This is a genomic window from Pseudomonas fluorescens NCIMB 11764 (assembly GCF_000293885.2).
Taxonomy (GTDB): domain Bacteria; phylum Pseudomonadota; class Gammaproteobacteria; order Pseudomonadales; family Pseudomonadaceae; genus Aquipseudomonas; species Aquipseudomonas fluorescens_B.
In genome coordinates, this window is record NZ_CP010945.1 from 6078705 (window position 1) to 6096472 (window position 17768).

6 protein-coding genes are annotated in these 17768 nt (G+C 62.1%); 1 reads left to right on the forward strand and 5 read right to left on the reverse strand.

The annotated features are described in order from the left end of the window. Positions 1-4: 4 nt before the first annotated feature. Together B723_RS27675 and B723_RS27680 are read right to left on the reverse strand one after the other, a co-directional pair. Positions 5-817 carry an alpha/beta fold hydrolase gene (locus B723_RS27675; RefSeq protein ID WP_017339970.1) on the reverse strand — a complete coding sequence of 271 codons (813 nt, stop codon included), beginning with the start codon at positions 815-817 and terminating at the stop codon, positions 5-7. 178 nt (positions 818-995) lie between these two features. Beyond that, positions 996-13994 (reverse strand): non-ribosomal peptide synthetase, encoded by a 12999-nt coding sequence (locus tag B723_RS27680; protein WP_017339971.1) that lies wholly within the window; start codon positions 13992-13994, stop codon positions 996-998. 385 nt (positions 13995-14379) lie between these two features. On the opposite strand from B723_RS27680, the gene B723_RS27685 reads away from it, so the two are divergent. Then, positions 14380-14928, forward strand: a complete 549-nt coding sequence (locus tag B723_RS27685; RefSeq protein WP_017339972.1) for an RNA polymerase factor sigma-70 — start codon at positions 14380-14382, stop codon at positions 14926-14928. Between the two features lie 106 nt (positions 14929-15034). Here B723_RS27685 and B723_RS27690 read toward each other — a convergent pair whose 3' ends face one another. The 3 genes from B723_RS27690 to B723_RS27700 form a co-directional block, all read right to left on the reverse strand. Beyond that, on the reverse strand, positions 15035-16039 hold the full coding sequence (locus B723_RS27690) for a GNAT family N-acetyltransferase (protein WP_017339973.1): 1005 nt from the start codon (positions 16037-16039) through the stop codon (positions 15035-15037). 100 nt (positions 16040-16139) lie between these two features. Further along, positions 16140-16934, reverse strand: coding sequence for a substrate-binding periplasmic protein (locus tag B723_RS27695; RefSeq protein ID WP_017339974.1), 795 nt, complete (start codon positions 16932-16934; stop codon positions 16140-16142). 92 nt (positions 16935-17026) lie between these two features. Beyond that, positions 17027-17653, reverse strand: a complete 627-nt coding sequence (locus tag B723_RS27700) for a TetR/AcrR family transcriptional regulator (protein ID WP_017339975.1) — start codon at positions 17651-17653, stop codon at positions 17027-17029. Positions 17654-17768 lie beyond the last annotated feature (115 nt).

Below are 17768 nucleotides of genomic sequence, written 5' to 3' on the forward strand. Positions count from 1 at the left end.
TCGACTAATTTCTCTCAGCCAGAAACTTCAGCAAGGCCTCGGTCACAAACGACGGATTCTCCAGATTGGAGATATGCCCCGCCTCCGGTACCAGCACACACGGGCAACCGATCAACTCGGCCATTTCCTTCGCCTCCGACGGCGGTCGCGGCTTGTCCTGATCGCCACACATCACCAGCGTGGCGCCAGCATTCAACTCGCCCAGACGCGGCAACAGATCATCCCGACCAAACGTAATCCGGCCCATCGGCACGATGCTTTGACGCAGGCGCTCCGGCGGCAGCGCAGCCAGTTTCGCGCGAAAATCCTGATACAGCGCCGACTGCGGATCGATACCCGGACGGAAGAAGATCGGCACGACGATGTCGAGCAATTGCGGTGCAATCACCCCGCTGTCTTCGATCTGCTTGAACAGCGAGAAATAGTACTGGCGGGTCGGTTCCGGTTCGACACCGACGTAGGTGTCCATCAGCACCAGGCCGTTGATTCGTTGCGGGGCTGACAGTGCCAGGCGTACGCCCCACATGCCGCCTACCGACAGACCGACCAGCGTGACACGGTCGATGTCCAGATGATCGAGCAACCCCCGTGCCTGACGGGCAATGTCATCCAGCGATTGCGTGCCGTCCGGTAGCGGGCCTGATTCACCGTGACCCCACAGGTCCAGGGCGATGACCCGGTATTGCCGCGACAGCGCGGCGATCTGCGGCGCCCACATGGCCTGGTCCCAGAGGTAGCTGCCAGCGAGCAGCACTGCGGGGCCGGTGCCTTGATCGATGTAGTGAAGGGGTTGTCCGTCAATCGTAACGAAGGGCATTGACTGTTTCCTCTGCCGAAAAGGGAAGAGGCAGACTGCGACGGGTCGGATCTACAGTCAACGCACAAATCGTGTCGAAAATGACCACGCCATCGCTAGCAGGCTAGCTCCCACAGGTCAGCATTGACCCTGTGGGCAGCTAGCCTGCTAGCGATGAGGCCTCACAGACGCTAGAGAATTACAGCCCCTCCAACTCCGCCATCAGATCATTCAACCGATCCACCTTCTCCTCGGTAATATCGCTCGCCGCCAACCCGTCGATGTACTCCGCCAGCTCCTCGACCGTGCTGCACTCGAACATCGCCCGCAGCGGCACATCCCGTTGCAGCGATTTCTGCACCCGCGAGGCAATCTGCGTCGCCAGCAGCGAATGCCCGCCCAGCTCGAAGAAGTTGTCGCGCACACCGACCTTCTCGACCTTCAATACCTCGGCCCAGATGCCCGCCAATGTCTGCTCCAGTTCATTGCGCGGTGCCTGGTAATCCTGGCTCTGCAACTGGCCGATCTCCAGCGCCGGTAGTGCCTTGCGATCCAGTTTGCCATTGGCGTTGAGCGGCATCCGCTCCAGCCACAACCAGTGCAGCGGCACCATGTATTCCGGCAGTTCGGCGCGCAGGCGTTGCTTGATGCGCTCCAGGCGTTCGCCTGGATTGAGCGCCGATTCGGCCGCCACAAGGTAACCGACCAGATGCTTTCCATTGACGCCTTCCTGCACCCCGACCGCCGCTTCGCGCACTTCCGGTTGTTCGTGCAGACGCGCTTCGATTTCACCCAGTTCGATGCGGTAACCGCGAATCTTCACCTGATGATCGATGCGCCCGACGTATTCCAGCACGCCGTCACTGCGACGCCGGGCCAGGTCGCCGGTGCGATACAGACGATCCCCCGGCTCGCCAAACGGGTTCGGCACAAACACCTGCGCCGTGCGCAACGGATCGCTGACATAACCGCGCCCGACACCGGTGCCGGCCACGCACAACTCGCCCACCGCCCCCAGCGGCACCAGGTCCAGTGCGCCGCCGAGCAGGTACAAACGGTTGTTGTCGGTCGGCGTACCGATCGGCAAATAGCTGCCGCGAGTCGAGGCCATGTCGACGCGGAAGAACGCCACGTCGTCGGAGCATTCCGCCGGTCCGTAAGCATTCACCAGACCGATGTCCGGGTAGCGCAGCAACCATTGATGCGCCAGTTCCGGCGGCATCGCTTCGCCCGTCGGCAACATCCAGCGCAGGCCGTCCAGGCGCCTGCGTTCCTGGGCGAGCATGCCCTGAATCAGCGACGGCACGCTTTCAAGCACGGTGATGCCCTGGGCCGACACGTGCGCCAGCAAGCCCTGCGGATCGTGGGCGATGGTGTTCGGCACGATGTCCACCCGCGCGCCAAACAACGGCGCGGCAAGGAACTGCCAGACCGAAATGTCGAAGCTTTGCGAAGCGGTCTGGGCGATCACATCAGTGTCACTGAGATTGAGGTACGGGACCTTGCTCAACTGATTGTTGAGCATGCCGCGCTGTTCGACCATCACACCTTTGGGCAGACCGGTGGAACCCGAGGTGTAGATCACATAAGCGAGGTTGTCCGGACCGCTGTAGAGGCCCGGATTCGCCACCGAAACATCGCTCGCCTGAACCTCTTCCCACACCAGCAACCGTGGCCGATTGGCGCAACCGAATGCCTCCAGCAGCGCGACAGCCTGTTCACGGCAGGCCTGCGTGCAGACCAGCAACGGCGTACGGCTCAGGTCGATGATGCGGCTCAGACGCTGACTCGGCAGCCCCGGGTCCAGCGGCAGATAACCGGCGCCCGCCTTGAAGCTGCCGATGATCATCCCGAGCAGGTCGAGGTTACGTTCGGCCAGCAACGCCACCGGTTGATCCAGCCCGACACCCGCCGCGATCAACCCATGGCCGAGGCGGTTACTGCGCTGGTTCAGCTCAGCGTAAGTGTGTTGCCGGTCGAGGCAACTGGCGGCGATCCGTTGTGGATGCCGCGCGACCTGCGCTTCGAACAACGCGACGTAGCTCTGCTCCAGCGGGTAATCGTGTTCGCTCTGGTTGCAGCCATGGATCAGGAAATCCTGTTCCTCGGCCCCCAGCAGCGGCAAGTCCGCCATGTCGCCATGGAAACCGTCGACCAGCGCCAGCAACAAACGCTTGAACTCACCCAGCATGCGCTCGACGGTCGACTCGTCGAAATAGCGCTGGTCGTAAGACAGGTGCAAGCCCAGGTCATCACCCGGATAACACACAGCCGTCAGCGGGAAGTTGGTGTGGGTGCGGCCCGAATCCGAGGTCGCGTTGAGGCTCTGCGCGCGGTCCAGTACCGAGACGTCCACCGGGGCGTTTTCGAACACGAACAGGCTGTCGAACAGCGGCTGGCCTTTGGGCAACTCGCTGTTTTCCTGAATGCTCACCAACGGCAGGTATTCGTACTCGCGCAGTTGCATGTTGCTGTCGAGCAAGCCGCTGAGCCACTGGCGAACACTGCAACGCTGATCGTCCTCGGGCATTTTCACCCGCAGCGCGATGCTGTTGATGAACAGCCCGACGGTGCGTTGCATCTCGGGCATGTCCACCGGACGGCCGGCCACGGTGACGCCGAACAGCACATCGCGATCACCGCTCAAACGCCGCAGCACCAGGGCCCACGCCGCTTGTGCGAAAGTGTTGATGGTCAGCTGATGGGCCTGCGCCAGTTCACGGAGGTGTGCACCGTCACGGGCATCGAGACGGGTGTAGCGGTCGCCGACGATCATGCCGCCGCTGTCGCCCGCATGTTCACGCAGGAACGGCCGGTCACTCGGGATCGGCGTGGTGCGTTCGAAGCCTTGCAGGTTGGTTTTCCACCACTGCCGCGCTTGCGCCAGGCTCTGCCGTTGCAGCCAGCCGATGTAGTCGCGATAACGTGGCGGCACGGCCAGTTTGGCTTCGCGTCCGTCACCCAGCGCGGTATAGATCTCAAAGAAATCCGCCATCAGCAACGACCGGCACCAGGCATCGATGAGGATGTGGTGGTTGCTCATCATGAACCAGTAGCGTGCTTCGCCAACCTTGATCAAACGCAGGTGGAACGGTGCCTGGTTGAGCAGATCGAAGCCGGCTTCGCGCTCGCTTTTCAGCAAGGCTTGCAGTTTCGGTTCTTGCTCCGCCTCGGCGATGGCGCTCCAGTCGAGGTACTCGATCGGCGTGCTGCCCGGCTTGTGGATAACTTGCAGCATGTCTTCGCCGATGTTCCAGCAGAACGACGCACGCAAGGCTTCGTGCCGGGCGATCACCGCTTGCCAGGCCGCGGCGAAACGTTGCGGATCGAGTTCGCTGTTGATGCGATAACGGTCCTGCATGTAGTAGAGGCCGGTGCCCGGTTCCAGCAAGGTGTGCAGCAACATGCCTTCCTGCATCGGGGTCAGCGGGTAAACGTCTTCGATGGCAGCGGCCGGGATCGGCAGTGCGTCGAGTTGCGCCTGGGTCAGCTTCGCCAGCGGGAAGTCCGACGGCGTCAGGCCGCCCGCCTCGTCACGCAGGCAATGGTCGATCAGGCTCTGCAATTCACCGAGGTAGGCGTCCGCCAGTTCGCAGATGGTTTGCGCGTCGTGGCGTTCGGCACTGAAGGTCCAGCGCAGCACCAACTCACCACCATAGACCTGACTGTCGACGCTCAGCTGGTTGGGTAGCGGTGCTTTCGGATCGTGGGCGGCGCCGACGGCTTCATCGAGCGGACGGAACAACGCGTCCGCGCCGAAGCTCTGGTCGAACTGGCCGAGGTAGTTGAAGGTGACCGGCGCCACTGGCAACGCAGCCATGGCCTCACGGCTCGGTTCATCGGCGAGGTAGCGCAGCACGCCAAAACCCAGTCCTTTGTGCGGTACGCCACGCAGTTGTTCCTTGATCGCCTTGATCGAAGCGCCCTGCCCGGCGGCCTCTTCAATGTTCAGCGGTGTCAGGCGCAACGGATAAGCGCTGGTGAACCAGCCAACGGTACGGGTCAGGTCGATCTCGTCGAACAGCGTCTCGCGACCGTGGCCTTCGAGTTGAATCAACGCCGACTCATGACCGCTCCAGCGGCACAGCACCCGGGCCAGCGCCGTCAGCAACAGGTCGTTGACCTGGGTGCGATAGGCGCTCGGTGCCTGTTGCAACAGTTGCCGGGTGTACTCGCTATCGAGGCGCACGCTGACGGTGTCGGCGTGACGATTCTGCCGGCCGCCTTCAGGCCGGTCGCACGGCAATTCGACGCTCGGCCCGGCCAGTTGCGACTGCCACCAGCTCAGCTCTTCACGCAGGGATTCGCTGCCGGCATACGCCTGCAAACGTGCAGCCCAATCCTTGAAGGCGCTGGTTTTCGCCGGCAGTTTGACCGACTGTTCAGCCGACAGTTGGCGATACACCGTTTGCAGATCGTCGAGCAATACGCGCCAGGAAACGCCGTCCACCACCAAGTGATGGATCGCGAAGAACAGCCGTTGCCGGCCTTCGGGACCATCGACCAGCAGCGCACGCATCAACGGCCCCTGTTCAAGGTCGAGGCTGCGCTGGGCATCGGCGAACAGTGCCGCGCATTCATCCATCGCCGAGACACGCACCTGCCACAGCACCGGCGCGCCGCCCACCTTCTGGTGCGCCGCCGTCCATTCGCCCGCCGTTTCAGTGAAACGCAGGCGCAAGGCATCGTGCTGTTCGATCACCGCCAGCAACGCTTGCTCGAGACGATGAGGTTCCAGCGCAACGGTCGGTTCCAGCAGCAACGCCTGGTTCCAGTGCTGACGCTCGGGCATGTCGGTGTCGAAGAACCAGTGCTGGATCGGCGTCAGACGCGATTCGCCGGCGAGCAAACCTTGCTCGGCCGTGACCTGTTCGGTGCGGCTCGCCACAGCGGCGAGTGTCTGTACGGTCTGGTGCTGGAACAGGTCACGCGGGCTGAAGTGAATGCCCTGCTGCCGTGCACGGCTGACCACCTGGATCGACAGGATCGAGTCGCCGCCCAGTTCGAAGAAGTTGTCGTTGAGACCGACCTGCGCCACGTTCAGCACGTCGCACCAGATCTGCGCCAGCGTCAGCTCCAGTTCATTGCTCGGCGCCACATAGTCCTGACGATTCAGCTCAGGGTCCGGCGCCGGCAATGCACGACGGTCGAGTTTGCCGTTGGCGGTCAGCGGCATGCTGGCCAGCAGGATCAGGTGCGGGGGCACCATGTAGTCCGGCAGTTGCGATTTCAGATGAGCCTTGAGGGCGTCGCGCAGTTCGGTTTGTTGCGCGTCGTCCCGATCGGCGACCTCCGTCACCAGATAGCCAACCAGTTGTTTGCCGCTCGGCGCATCCAGCGCCAGCACCACGGCTTCGCGGATAGATTCATGTTCCAGAAGACGGGTTTCGATTTCGCCCAGCTCGATGCGGAAACCGCGAATTTTCACTTGATGGTCGATGCGCCCAAGGTATTCCACCAGCCCGTCGGCGCGCTGACGCACCAGGTCGCCGGTTCGATAGATCCGCCCGCCATCGGCCACGAACGGGTTGGCCACGAATCGCTCCGCGGTGATGCCCGGACGGTCGTGATAACCCTGCGCCAGGCCGGCACCGCCGACGTACAACTCGCCGGTCGCGCCCTGCGGCACCAACGCCAGATCGGCATCGAGAATGTACGCCACGCGAGCACCGATCACGCTGCCGATCGGCACGCTGCCCATGCCCTCTTCAAGCTGCTCGGGCGCGAGACTGGCCAACGGCATGACCACGGTTTCCGTCGGGCCGTAGGCGTTGAAGAACAGACTCGGCTTGAACGCTGCGCGAATCCGCTGCAGATGTTCGCCGGTCAGCGCTTCACCGCCGGTGATGCACATGCGCACCGGCAGGGTTTCGCCTTGTGTCGCCAGCCACTGCGCCAGTTGGCTGCCGTAGCTCGGGGTGAAACCGAGGATGTTGATGTGATGGCGACGGATCAACCCGCAGATCTCTTCCGCGTCCCACTGACCCTGAGCACGCAAAACCACTTGAGCACCGCTCAGCAACGGCACCAGCAAACGCTCGGTCGCGGCGTCGAAGTTGATCGAATAGAAGTGCAGCTCGCAGTCGTCCGGGCGCATGCCGAAACGCTCGATCACGGCGCGGCAGTGCATGGCGATTTCACCGTGGGACACCACCACGCCTTTGGGCTTGCCGGTGGAGCCCGAGGTGTAAATCAGGTACGCCTGGTGTTGCGGCAGGCTGATGAACGGCAGTTCGGTGGTCGGGTAATTGGCCAGCTCCCCAGCATCGTCCTCCAGGCACCAACGGGCGACGGTGGATGGCAGCTCGCCGAGGGCGTTGAACATCGCCGCATCGCTGAGCAGCAAACCGACGCCGCTGTCTTCGATCATGTAATGCAGGCGATCGAGCGGGTATTCCGGGTCCAGTGGCACATAAGCGCCGCCCGCCTTGAGGATCGCCAGCAGGCCAATGACCATTTCCAGCGACCGCTCAAGTGCAAGCCCGACGCGAACCTGCGGCCCGACACCCCGCTCGCGAAGCATCCAGGCCAGGCGATTGGCGCGGCTGTCGAGTTCGGCGTAACTCAAGGTCTCGCCGGCGAACGTCAGCGCCGGCGCATCCTTGCGCGCCAGGGCCTGCTCGCTGAACAGGTGATGGATGCACTGGTCCAGTCGGTGTTCGCCCGGCTCGACGCCAAGGCTGTCGAGCAGGTTTTGCTGTTCCGTGGCTTCGAGCAACGGCAGCTCACTGAGACGCTGTCGCGGATCGGCCAGCAGCGCTTCCAGCAGATTGCGCCAGTGCCCGGCCATGCGCGCAATGCGTGGTTCATCGAACAAATCAGTGCTGTAGGTCAGGCAGCAACCGAGACGATGATCGAGGTCGGTGACTTCCAGGTTGAGGTCGAACTTGGTCGCCCGCGCATCGTTGGCCAGGTACTCGACGGTCATGCCGGCGAGCGTGCGGCTTTGCTGGAATTCCCAGCGCTGCACGTTGCACATCACCTGGAACAGCGGGTTATACGCAGCGCTGCGCGGTGGCTGCAACGCCTCCACCAGATGATCGAACGGCAGGTCCTGATGGGACTGGCCTTCGATCACGGTATGACGCACCTGCTCGAACAATTCGCCGACCGACATCTGCCCGTCGAGCTGACAACGCAGCACCTGGGTGTTGAGGAACGCACCGATCAACCCTTCGCTTTCGGGGCGAATACGGTTGGCCACCGGCGCGCCGATGCGCAGGTCTGCCTGGCCGCTGTAGCGGTAAAGCAGCACCGCCAGCGCGGCGGTCATGGTCATGAACAGGGTCAGACCGTTTTGCGCATTGAACGCACGAACCCGTGCGGCGAGGTCGTCGCTCAGGTCGAAACGGAACAGCTCGCCCCGATGGCTTTGCACGGCTGGACGCGGGCGGTCGGCGGGCAGTTCCAGCAGTGGATGTTCGCGGCCCAGTTGGGCCATCCAGTAGTCGAGCTGACGCTGACGTTCGCCGGACTCCAGCCACTGACGCTGCCACACGCTGTAATCGAGGTATTGCACCGGCAGCGGCGCCAGGGGCGACTCGCGATCATCGACGAACGCTTCGTAAAGCGCACTGAGTTCCCGGGCAAAAATGTCCATCGCCCAACCTTCGGTGACGATGTGGTGCAGCGTCAGCACCAGGTAATGTTCCTGTTCAGCGGTCTTGACCAGACAGGCGCGCAGCAGCGGCCCGGTTTCCAGATCGAAGGGTTTATGCGCCTCGTCGTCGGCGAGTTGCTGCACCGCCAATTCCCGGCCGTCGGCTTCCAGCGCGGAGAAATCTGTCCAGTCCATGCGCATCCCGGTTTCCCGGTGCACCCGTTGCTGGGCCACGCCGTCAACGCTCGGGAACGTGGTGCGCAAGGTTTCGTGACGCATGATCAGCGCTTGCAACGCCATCTCGAAGCGCCCGACATCCAGCACCCCGCGCAACCGCGCCATGCCACCGACGTTGTAGGCCGGGCTGTCCGGCTCCATCTGCCAGAGGAACCACATGCGCTGCTGAGAATAGGCCAGCGGCACCGGTTGGCTGCGGTCGACTTTCTCGATCGGTGGTTGCTTGTTGGTATTGCCGCTGGCCTGGATCTGTCGGACCTGCCCGGCGAATGCGCCCAGTTCACTGTTTTCGAACAAGGCTCGCAGCGGCAACTCGACGTCGCACGCCTGACGGGTGCGGGAGATGATTTGCGTGGCCAGCAGCGAGTGGCCGCCGAGGGCGAAGAAGTCATCGCGCAGACCGATCTGCTTCAAGCCCAGCACTTCACGCCAGATCGCGGCGATCTGCTGTTCAAGCTCAGTGACCGGCTCAACGTGTTCGCGCACTTGCCACCGGGGTTCGGGCAAGGCGCGACGGTCGAGCTTGCCGCTGGGGCTGAGGGGCATTTCGCCCAGGCGCATCAGTTGCGCCGGGACCATGTATTCCGGCAGCTCGACCGCCAGCGCAGTTTTCAGGCGTGCGGTTTGCGTGTCTTCGGCTTCGCTGTTTGCAGTGGCGGTGTAGTAACCGATCAGTTGAGCCCCGGCCGCTGTTTCGCGCACCAGCACCACCGCTTGGGCGACGCCGTTCTGAGCCAGCAGACGCGCTTCGATTTCTTCCGGCTCAACGCGAAAGCCGCGCACTTTGACCTGCTGGTCGAGACGGCCGAGGTACTCGATCACGCCCTCGGCGGTCCAGCGTGCACGGTCGCCGGTGCGGTACAAACGTGCGCCCTGCTCGCTCAACGGATCGACGACAAAGCGTTCGGCAGTCAGGCCCGGACGGCCCAGATAACCTCGGGCCAGGCCAATGCCGCTGATGCACAGTTCACCCGGCACACCGGCCGGCACCGGGTTGAGGTCGCTGTCGAGCACCCGGCAGATCACGTTGCCCAACGGACGGCCAATCGGCGAGCGCTCACCATCGGCCGCGCTGCATTGCCAATGGGTGACGTTGATCGCGGTTTCGGTCGGGCCATAGCGGTTGTGCAGTTGTACCGCCGGCAGCTGTTCCAAAACGCGGTTGCGCAGTTCCGCCGGCAAGGCTTCACCACCAGAGAACACACGGCGAAGGCTGGTGCATTCGGCGGTGAGCGGCTCGTCGATGAACAACGAAAGCAGTGGCGGCACAAAGTGCAGCGTGGTCACGCCGTATTGCTGAACAAGCTGCGCGATGCGGTGCGGATCGCGGTGTTCACCGGGACCGGCGATCAGCAAGCGTGCACCGGTGATCAGCGGCCAGAAGCATTCCCACACCGACACGTCGAAACTGATCGGCGCTTTTTGCATCAGCACATCGGTATCGTTCAGGCGATAGGTGTTCTGCATCCATTGCAGGCGTTCGGCAAGGGCCGTGTGGGTGTTGCCGACGCCCTTCGGTTGGCCGGTGGAACCGGAGGTGTAAATCACGTAAGCGAGGTTGTCGCCGTGCAGATGCAGACCCGGTGCCTGGCTCGGCCAGTTCTCCAGGTGCAGCGCATCCATGGCAATCACGCTGACGCCATCGGTGGCCGGCAAGCGATCAAGCAATTGGGTTTGCGTCAGCAGCAATTCCACGCCGCTGTCCCTGAGCATGTAGGCCAGGCGTTCGGCGGGGTAATCCGGGTCCAGCGGCACGTAGGCACCGCCGGCCTTGATGATCGCCAGCAGGCCGATCAGCAACTGCGGCGAGCGCTCGGCAGCGATGGCCACGCACACGTCCGGGCCGACGCCTTTGTCGCGCAGGTAATGCGCGAGGCGGTTGGCCTGGGCGTGCAGTTCAGCGAAGTCCAGGCTGCCGCCGTCCCACATCAGCGCGGTACGCTCCGGGGTCAGGCGGGCCTGTTCGCCGAGCAGTTCCGGCAGCCATTGGCTGGCCGGTGTGCACGGTGCGGCGCTCCAGTTTTCCTGCTGATCGTGTTCGCTGGGCGCCAACAATTGCAGGTCGCCGATGGCGGTTTTCGGTTGATCGCAGATGGCGCGCAGCAGGTTGCTGAAATGCTCGGCCAGTCGCTCGATGGTGGTGGCGTCGAACAGTTCGCTGGCGTAGTCGAAGGACAGGCTCAGGCGACCGTTACGGTCTTCTTCGCTGTGCAGTTGCAAGTCGAACTTGGCTTCGCGGCTGTGCCACGGCAGTTCGTCGGCGAGCAGGCCGGGCAAGCGACGCAGTGCGCTCAGGTCCCGTTGCTGGTGGTTGAACATCACCTGGAACAAGCCCTGTTCGCGGGCCTGCGGGAAGGCTTCGAGCAGTTGTTCGAACGGCACGTCCTGATGCGCTTGTGCGCCCAACGCGCTCTGTCGGGTTTGCGCCAGCAACTCAACAAACGGCAACCGTGAATCCACCTCGGCGCGCAGCACCTGGGTGTTGATGAAGAATCCGATCAGGCCCTGGGTTTCCAGGCGTGGACGGTTGCCGTTTGGCACGCCGACGCGGATGTCGGTCTGGCCGCTGTAGCGATGCAGCAGGCTCTGGAACGCCGCGAGCAACAGCATGAATGGGGTGGAATCGTGGGCCTGGGCGGTCTGGCGAATCGCATCGCAGAGGGTCGCGCTCAACCGGACGGTGTGGCGCGCGGCGCTGTGCAGGTGTTGCGCCGAACGCGGGTGATCGGTGGCCAGGCTCAGGGGCGGATGCTCCTCGCCCAACTGCGTTTTCCAGTAGGCCAGTTGCCGCTCGCCCTCACCTTGCGCCAGCCATTGACGCTGCCAACTGCCGTAGTCGGCGTACTGCGTCGGCAATGGCGCGAGCGTTGCCGTTTGCCCTTGGGACGCAGCGGCATACAGGCGCGAGAATTCGTCGATCAGCACGTTCAGCGACCAGCCGTCGGCGATGATGTGATGCAGCGTCACCAGCAACTGGTGATCTTCATCATCGAGGCGCACCAGCGTCACCCACAGCAACGGACCTTTTTCCAGATCGAACCGGGTGCGTGCTTCGTCCTCGCGGATTTGTTGCGCACGGGCTTCACGCTCGGCGACGGGCAAATCGCTGATGTCGATCCGTTGCAGGTTGAATTCGACAGCGGCATCGACCTGCTGCAGCGCCACACCGTCACGCTCGAAGAAACGTGTGCGCAGGGATTCGTGGCGTTCGATCAGTTGCTGGAAACTGGCGCGCAAGGCGTCTTCGTCCAGCTCACCGCGCAAACGCAAGGCGCCGGGAATGTTGTAGGCGCTGCTGTGCGGGTCGAGCTGCCAGGTGATCCACAGACGGTTTTGCGCCAGGGATTGCGGCAGCGCTTCGCTGCGCGACAGCGTGCTGATCACGCCTTGGGCCAGGCCGCCGTCCTGTTGTTGCTGCGCGACCGCGACGGTGAATGCGCCGAGGGTCGGCGCTTCGAACAGCAAGCGCAGGTTCAGCTCCAGACCGAGCGCTTCGCGCAGGCGCGCCACCACTTGAGTGGCGGCGATGGAGTTGCCGCCGAGCAGGAAGAAGTGGTCATCGGCATTGACCTGCTTGACCTGCAATTGCTCGGACCAGATCTGGCCGATCAGGGTTTGCAGCTCGGAATCCGACTCGATTGTGGCCTCGTTTTCAGTGCTCGCCGACGGGAACACCGCGTAGCTGTCGAGGCTGCCCTCCGCCAGGCGATTGCGGCACGCCGAGCGTTGCAGTTTGCCGCTGGAGGTCTTGGGCAAGGCGCCCGGATTGAGCAACACCACCACGCTCGGTGCTTCCTGATACGCCTCGGCCACCGCCTGGCGAATGGCTTTGATCAGCGCTTCGGGCGGGAGGATTTTCTGCACGCTGCGGCTGATTTCCGCAGCGATGCCGATACCTTCCTGACCGTCGATGTTCACCGCGAACGCGGCGACGCGACCTTTACGCACCACTTCCACTTCACGCTCGACGGTCTGCTCGAGGTCTTGCGGGTACAGGTTGTGCCCACGAACGATCAGCATGTCCTTCAGGCGCCCGGTGATGAACAATTCACCGTCGCGCATGAAACCCAGGTCACCGGTGCGCAGCCAGGTTTTTCCGGCAAGCTGGACGAAGGTCTTGGCGCTGGCCTCGGGGTTGCGCCAGTAGCCATGGGCGATGCTCGGCCCGGTGGCCCAGACTTCGCCGATCGCGTTGTCGGCCAGTTCGTTGAGCGCCAATGGCTCGACAATCAGTACCGCGTGATCTGGCTGGCTGCTGCCGCAACTCATGATCGCGCTGCCTTCGCCCGGTTCGGCACGGTTTTGTGCCAACGCCTGATCGTCCACCCGCAGATTGCCGATGCCTTCGCCACGCGCTGTGCCAGCGACGAACAAGGTGGCTTCGGCCAATCCATAGGACGCCATGAAACTGTCCGGGGTGAAACCGCAACTCGCGAACTTCTCGGCGAAACGGTCCAGGGTGTCGAGACGAATCGGCTCGGAACCGGAATACGCCACGCGCCAGCCGCTCAGGTCGAGGCGTTCCAGCGCCGATTCGCTGACCCGCTCGCTGCACAGTCGATAGGCAAAATCCGGCCCGCCGCTGATGGTGCCGCCGTATTCGCTGATCGCTTCCAGCCAGCGCAACGGCCGGCCGAGGAAGTACGCCGGCGACATCAACACACACGGCACGCCACTGAAAACCGGTTGCAACAGACCGCCGATCAAGCCCATGTCGTGGTACAGCGGCAGCCAGCTGACAATCACGTCATCCGGGTTCAGGTCGATGCCGAAACCCTGGCGAATCAGCAATTCATTGGCCACCAGATTGCCGTGACTGACTTGCACACCTTTAGGCAACGCGGTGGAGCCGGAGGTGTATTGCAGGAACGCGATGTGATCGCCGTCAAGGTTCGGCTCGGCCCAACGCTGCGCCAGTGCGACATCAAGGGTGTCGACGCACAGCAGCGGCGGCGCGCCATCGATGTGCTGCAACGCTTGGCGCAGGTCGGCACTGGTCAACAGCAGGCGCGGTTCGGCGTCGCTGATGATCGACAGCAGGCGTTCCTGATGATGACGCTTGGCCGACTCCGGTGGATAAGCCGGCACCGCAATCACACCCGCATACAAGCAACCAAAAAACGCCGCGACGTAATCCGGCCCGCTGGGAAACAACAGTACCGCGCGATCACCGAAATCCGTCTCGGCCTGCAACGCACCGGCAATGGTGCGCGCCCGTTGATCCAGCTCGCGATAACTGAGCACTACGGCCTGATCCGGGGTTTCGGCGAGAAAACGCAAGGCCACCCGATCCGGCGTCAGGGCCGCGCGGCGCTGAAGGGCTTGGACCAGTGTGCCAGGTATTTCGAACGCGTCGGTCATGAGGTTTCCTGCCTGAATTCGGCTTGCAAATGGAATCGGTTTTCTGACGTCACGCCCCTTCAGGGGCATGCAGGACGCGGTCTTCGCCGACCGCGCAAGGCATTGGGAATGCTGTTTTGGCCGGGGCGTACGCCCGGAGCCATTCACCAATGAGAACGGATGGCGTCTTGAAATAATTAGTCCGCAGGTTTGATCGTCAACGGGGGCGCGGCTGCCGCAAGCGGGCACGACACGTGTCGCAGTTCTCACTGTGCACCTTTGAAGAGCATTACTTCTCTTTCTCAATTGACAATCATTATCATTCAGAATAATTTGTCGCTCGATGTGTAGGACGGCTCCGATTCCCTTGCTGTCCCACGACCCTATTTGCAGCAAGGTGATTTCCATGACGGAACAAGTATCCACAAGCAGGTGCGATTCACCGCTACTTCAGGCATTCGTCGACAATCGACTGATTCTGGTCAAGATTGCTGCCCGTATCACCGGCTGCCGGTCACGTGCCGAAGATGTGGTTCAGGATGCGTTCTTCCGCCTGCAATCGGCGCCGCAGATCACCTCCTCGATCAAGGCTCAGCTCAGTTACCTGTTCCAGATCGTGCGCAACCTGGCGATCGATCACTACCGCAAACAGGCGCTGGAACAGAAGTATTCGGGGCCTGAAGAGGAAGGGCTGAACGTGGTGATCCAAGGTGCTTCGCCGGAAACCTCGCACATCAACTTCTCGACCCTGGAAAACATCGCCGACGCGTTGACGGAGCTGCCGAGCCGCACCCGCTACGCCTTCGAGATGTATCGCCTGCACGGCGTGCCGCAAAAGGACATCGCCAAGGAACTCGGCGTGTCGCCGACCCTGGTGAACTTCATGATTCGCGATGCGTTGGTGCATTGCCGCAAGGTGTCGGGCAGTCGCGCGGATACGTTTGCCCGTCGTTGACTGGCAACGTCAGATCAAAAGATCGCAGCCTTCGGCAGCTCCTACATGGAATGCATAACCCTGCAGGAGCTGCCGAAGGCTGCGATCTTTCAGGTTTAACGCTAAATCAGGCCAACACACACCGCTCAAAAAACCACTCCCGCCCCAACACCATCAACGCTGCACGCTTGTGCGGGAAGTCGAACTCTTTCTCGCAGTGAAAACGCTGACCCTGCATATACCCGATCATCTTCGCGTTATCGGCGCGCGGCTCGGCGACCACCCGTTGGGTGCGTGGATCGTCGAGAAACAGGTAATGCGTCAACGCCGATAACCAGCTCGCCACCTTGTGTGGGCCGCGATGATTTTCTTCGCCGACCAGCATGTGAATGCCACGGTCGTAATCACCCGCCTCATAAAACGGCGCGATGCGGTCTTCCTTGGCCCAGTAGGCTTCGAAATAGGCAAACGGCTGGTCATCGAAACAGCCGATCAGCGTCACGGTGTGTGGATCGGCTTCGAGTTTGCCCAGGTACTCGCGATGCTGTTCAAGGCTGCCCTCTTCCTGCCAGAAACTCGCCACCCGCGCACTGTTCTGCCAGCGGTTGAACCGCGCAAGATCCAGGTCGATATCCACCGTTCGCAGGGAAATCCATGCCCCCAGCCGTGCATCGAAACGCCGATAGACCTCACCGCGAGGCTTCACTGGCCGCAACGGATGACGCTTGCCGTCGCTGATCACCATTTGCTGTGGGTAGCTGTTGGTCTGCGAGGTGCACAACCAAGGTTGCGGCAATTGCCAGAAGAGTGTGCGCTCGCAGCGATACTGGCCGGCGATCCCGGTCGGGATCAGCAGTCCAGTGAGCAAGGCTTCAGCGGGGGCTTCATCGAGGTGCCAGGTCAGGTGCTGACACACGGGATCACGGGCAAACAACCAATAACAGGCGGCCCACAATGCCTGAATGTCGGGATGCGCCTCGACTTTCACCTGCAATTCGGGCTCGCGTGCCAGGCGCAAGGTAATCAGCGGTTGCGCGTCCTGACTAAGACTCAGTCGGTTTTCACTTTCTTCAGCGACAAGACGACTGCCCGTCGGCAAGGCCAGGGCAGTCAGATTATTCAGATTGGACATGGGTCGGGCTCACGGTAATCGTCGACAGTTCAACGATGTGACGTCAGCCAGCGGGGAAAATTTAAGCGACTCAGGCAAACACGCGACGGTTGACGCGTATTCAATTGCCCGGAACCGGCACCACCGCGATCTTGTACGGATCGAAAATCTTCAGCATCTGGCCGTTGTCGCGCAATCCTTGCAGCAACTTGCCAAATGCCTCGCCGCTGATGGGCGCTGAAGGACGAAGAATGGCGTAGTGGTGATAGACCTGATCGATGCGCTCGGACACCAGCAACTGATCGGCGACCTTCTCGTTGCGCAGCAGGTAATCGCTCAGGTAAGAGCGCGTCACCAGGGCAACGTCGGCACGCCCACGCAGTACCATCAGCAGGTTGCTGTCGTGGGAATAAGTCAGCGTGGCGTTGTAGTTTTGCGCGAGGACTTTCGGGTCGGCATTGAAGTTGGCGAACTCGTAGTGATAACCGCTGAACAGCGCCAGACGCTTGCCGGCGAGATCGGAAAAGTAGTTCTGCTGACGATTCGGTATTCGTTGCGCGACAAAAATCTCCGCGTCCTCCAGTCCCATGTCGACGCTGGTGTGGGGGATGTCCTTCCAGCCCCAGCCCGGGTTCTCGAAAATCGCCATGTCCACCCGGCCCTGCTTGAAGTCACCGAAGCGTCGCGGAATGGACGTCGGCACCAGCACGAACTGATAGTCGCTTTGTACTGCATTGAGCGCTTCGACCAACTGTGGCAACAGACCGGTGTCGGCACCGGATTCCGGGCGCACGGTATAAGGCGGAAAATGCGCTGCACCGACCCGCACTAGTTGTGCAGCCGGGGACGGCAATACCCACAACGCCGCAAGCGCCGCCAGCAAAAGCCGCGAGGCCGTCCGAATTGGCGAAGACATCAAAACTTCCCACTCCCCAAAAAATACGCATCAATCCATTCAAGCTAGGCGGTTTCGGCCACTTAGCCAGTTTCCTGCGGCCCTGAACGAAATTATTGTTGTTCTTTCAACACCAGTATCAACGCTTCATCGGCCAATTGATCGAGGTTCATGCTGCCACCCGCGCGATACCAGGTCGTGGTCCAGGACAGCGCGCCGGTCAGGAAACGGCGGGTGATGAACACGTCCCCACGGATGAAACCCGCGTTTTTGGCCTCACCCAGCACTTGCAGCCAGAGGTCCTCATAGATGTCACGCAGCGCCAGGACCTTCGCCTGGCCGTCTTCGGACAGCGAACGCCATTCATACACCAACACCGCCATGGCCTCGCCGCTGCCGCCCATGATCGACTGCAATTCGCAGCGAATCAGCGCCAGCACCCGCTCGCGCACGTTGTCGGCTTCAGCGATCGCGGCATGCATCAACGCGGTGTTGTAGCGAATGGTTTCCTCCATCACCGCCCGCAGGATCTCGTCCTTGCTTTTGAAGTGATGAAAAATACTCCCCGACTGAATGCCCACGGCACCGGCCAGATCGCGCACCGTGGTGCGTTCAAAGCCTTTATTGCGGAACAGGTGAGCCGCCACTTGCAGCAGTTTGCCACGGGCGCTGTCCGGGTCGGTCAACTGGCCGCTGTCGACCAGTTCGCGCATGACCCTCAGGGCTTTTTGCTCGTCCACCCGTTCTCTCCTACAGTCGTATTCACCGCTAAAACAGCGGGGTTGCGCGGGCAATTTAAGCTGACGCAGGCAACCAAGCAAGCGCTCGGCCCTAAGATATTTCAGTCGTTTACAA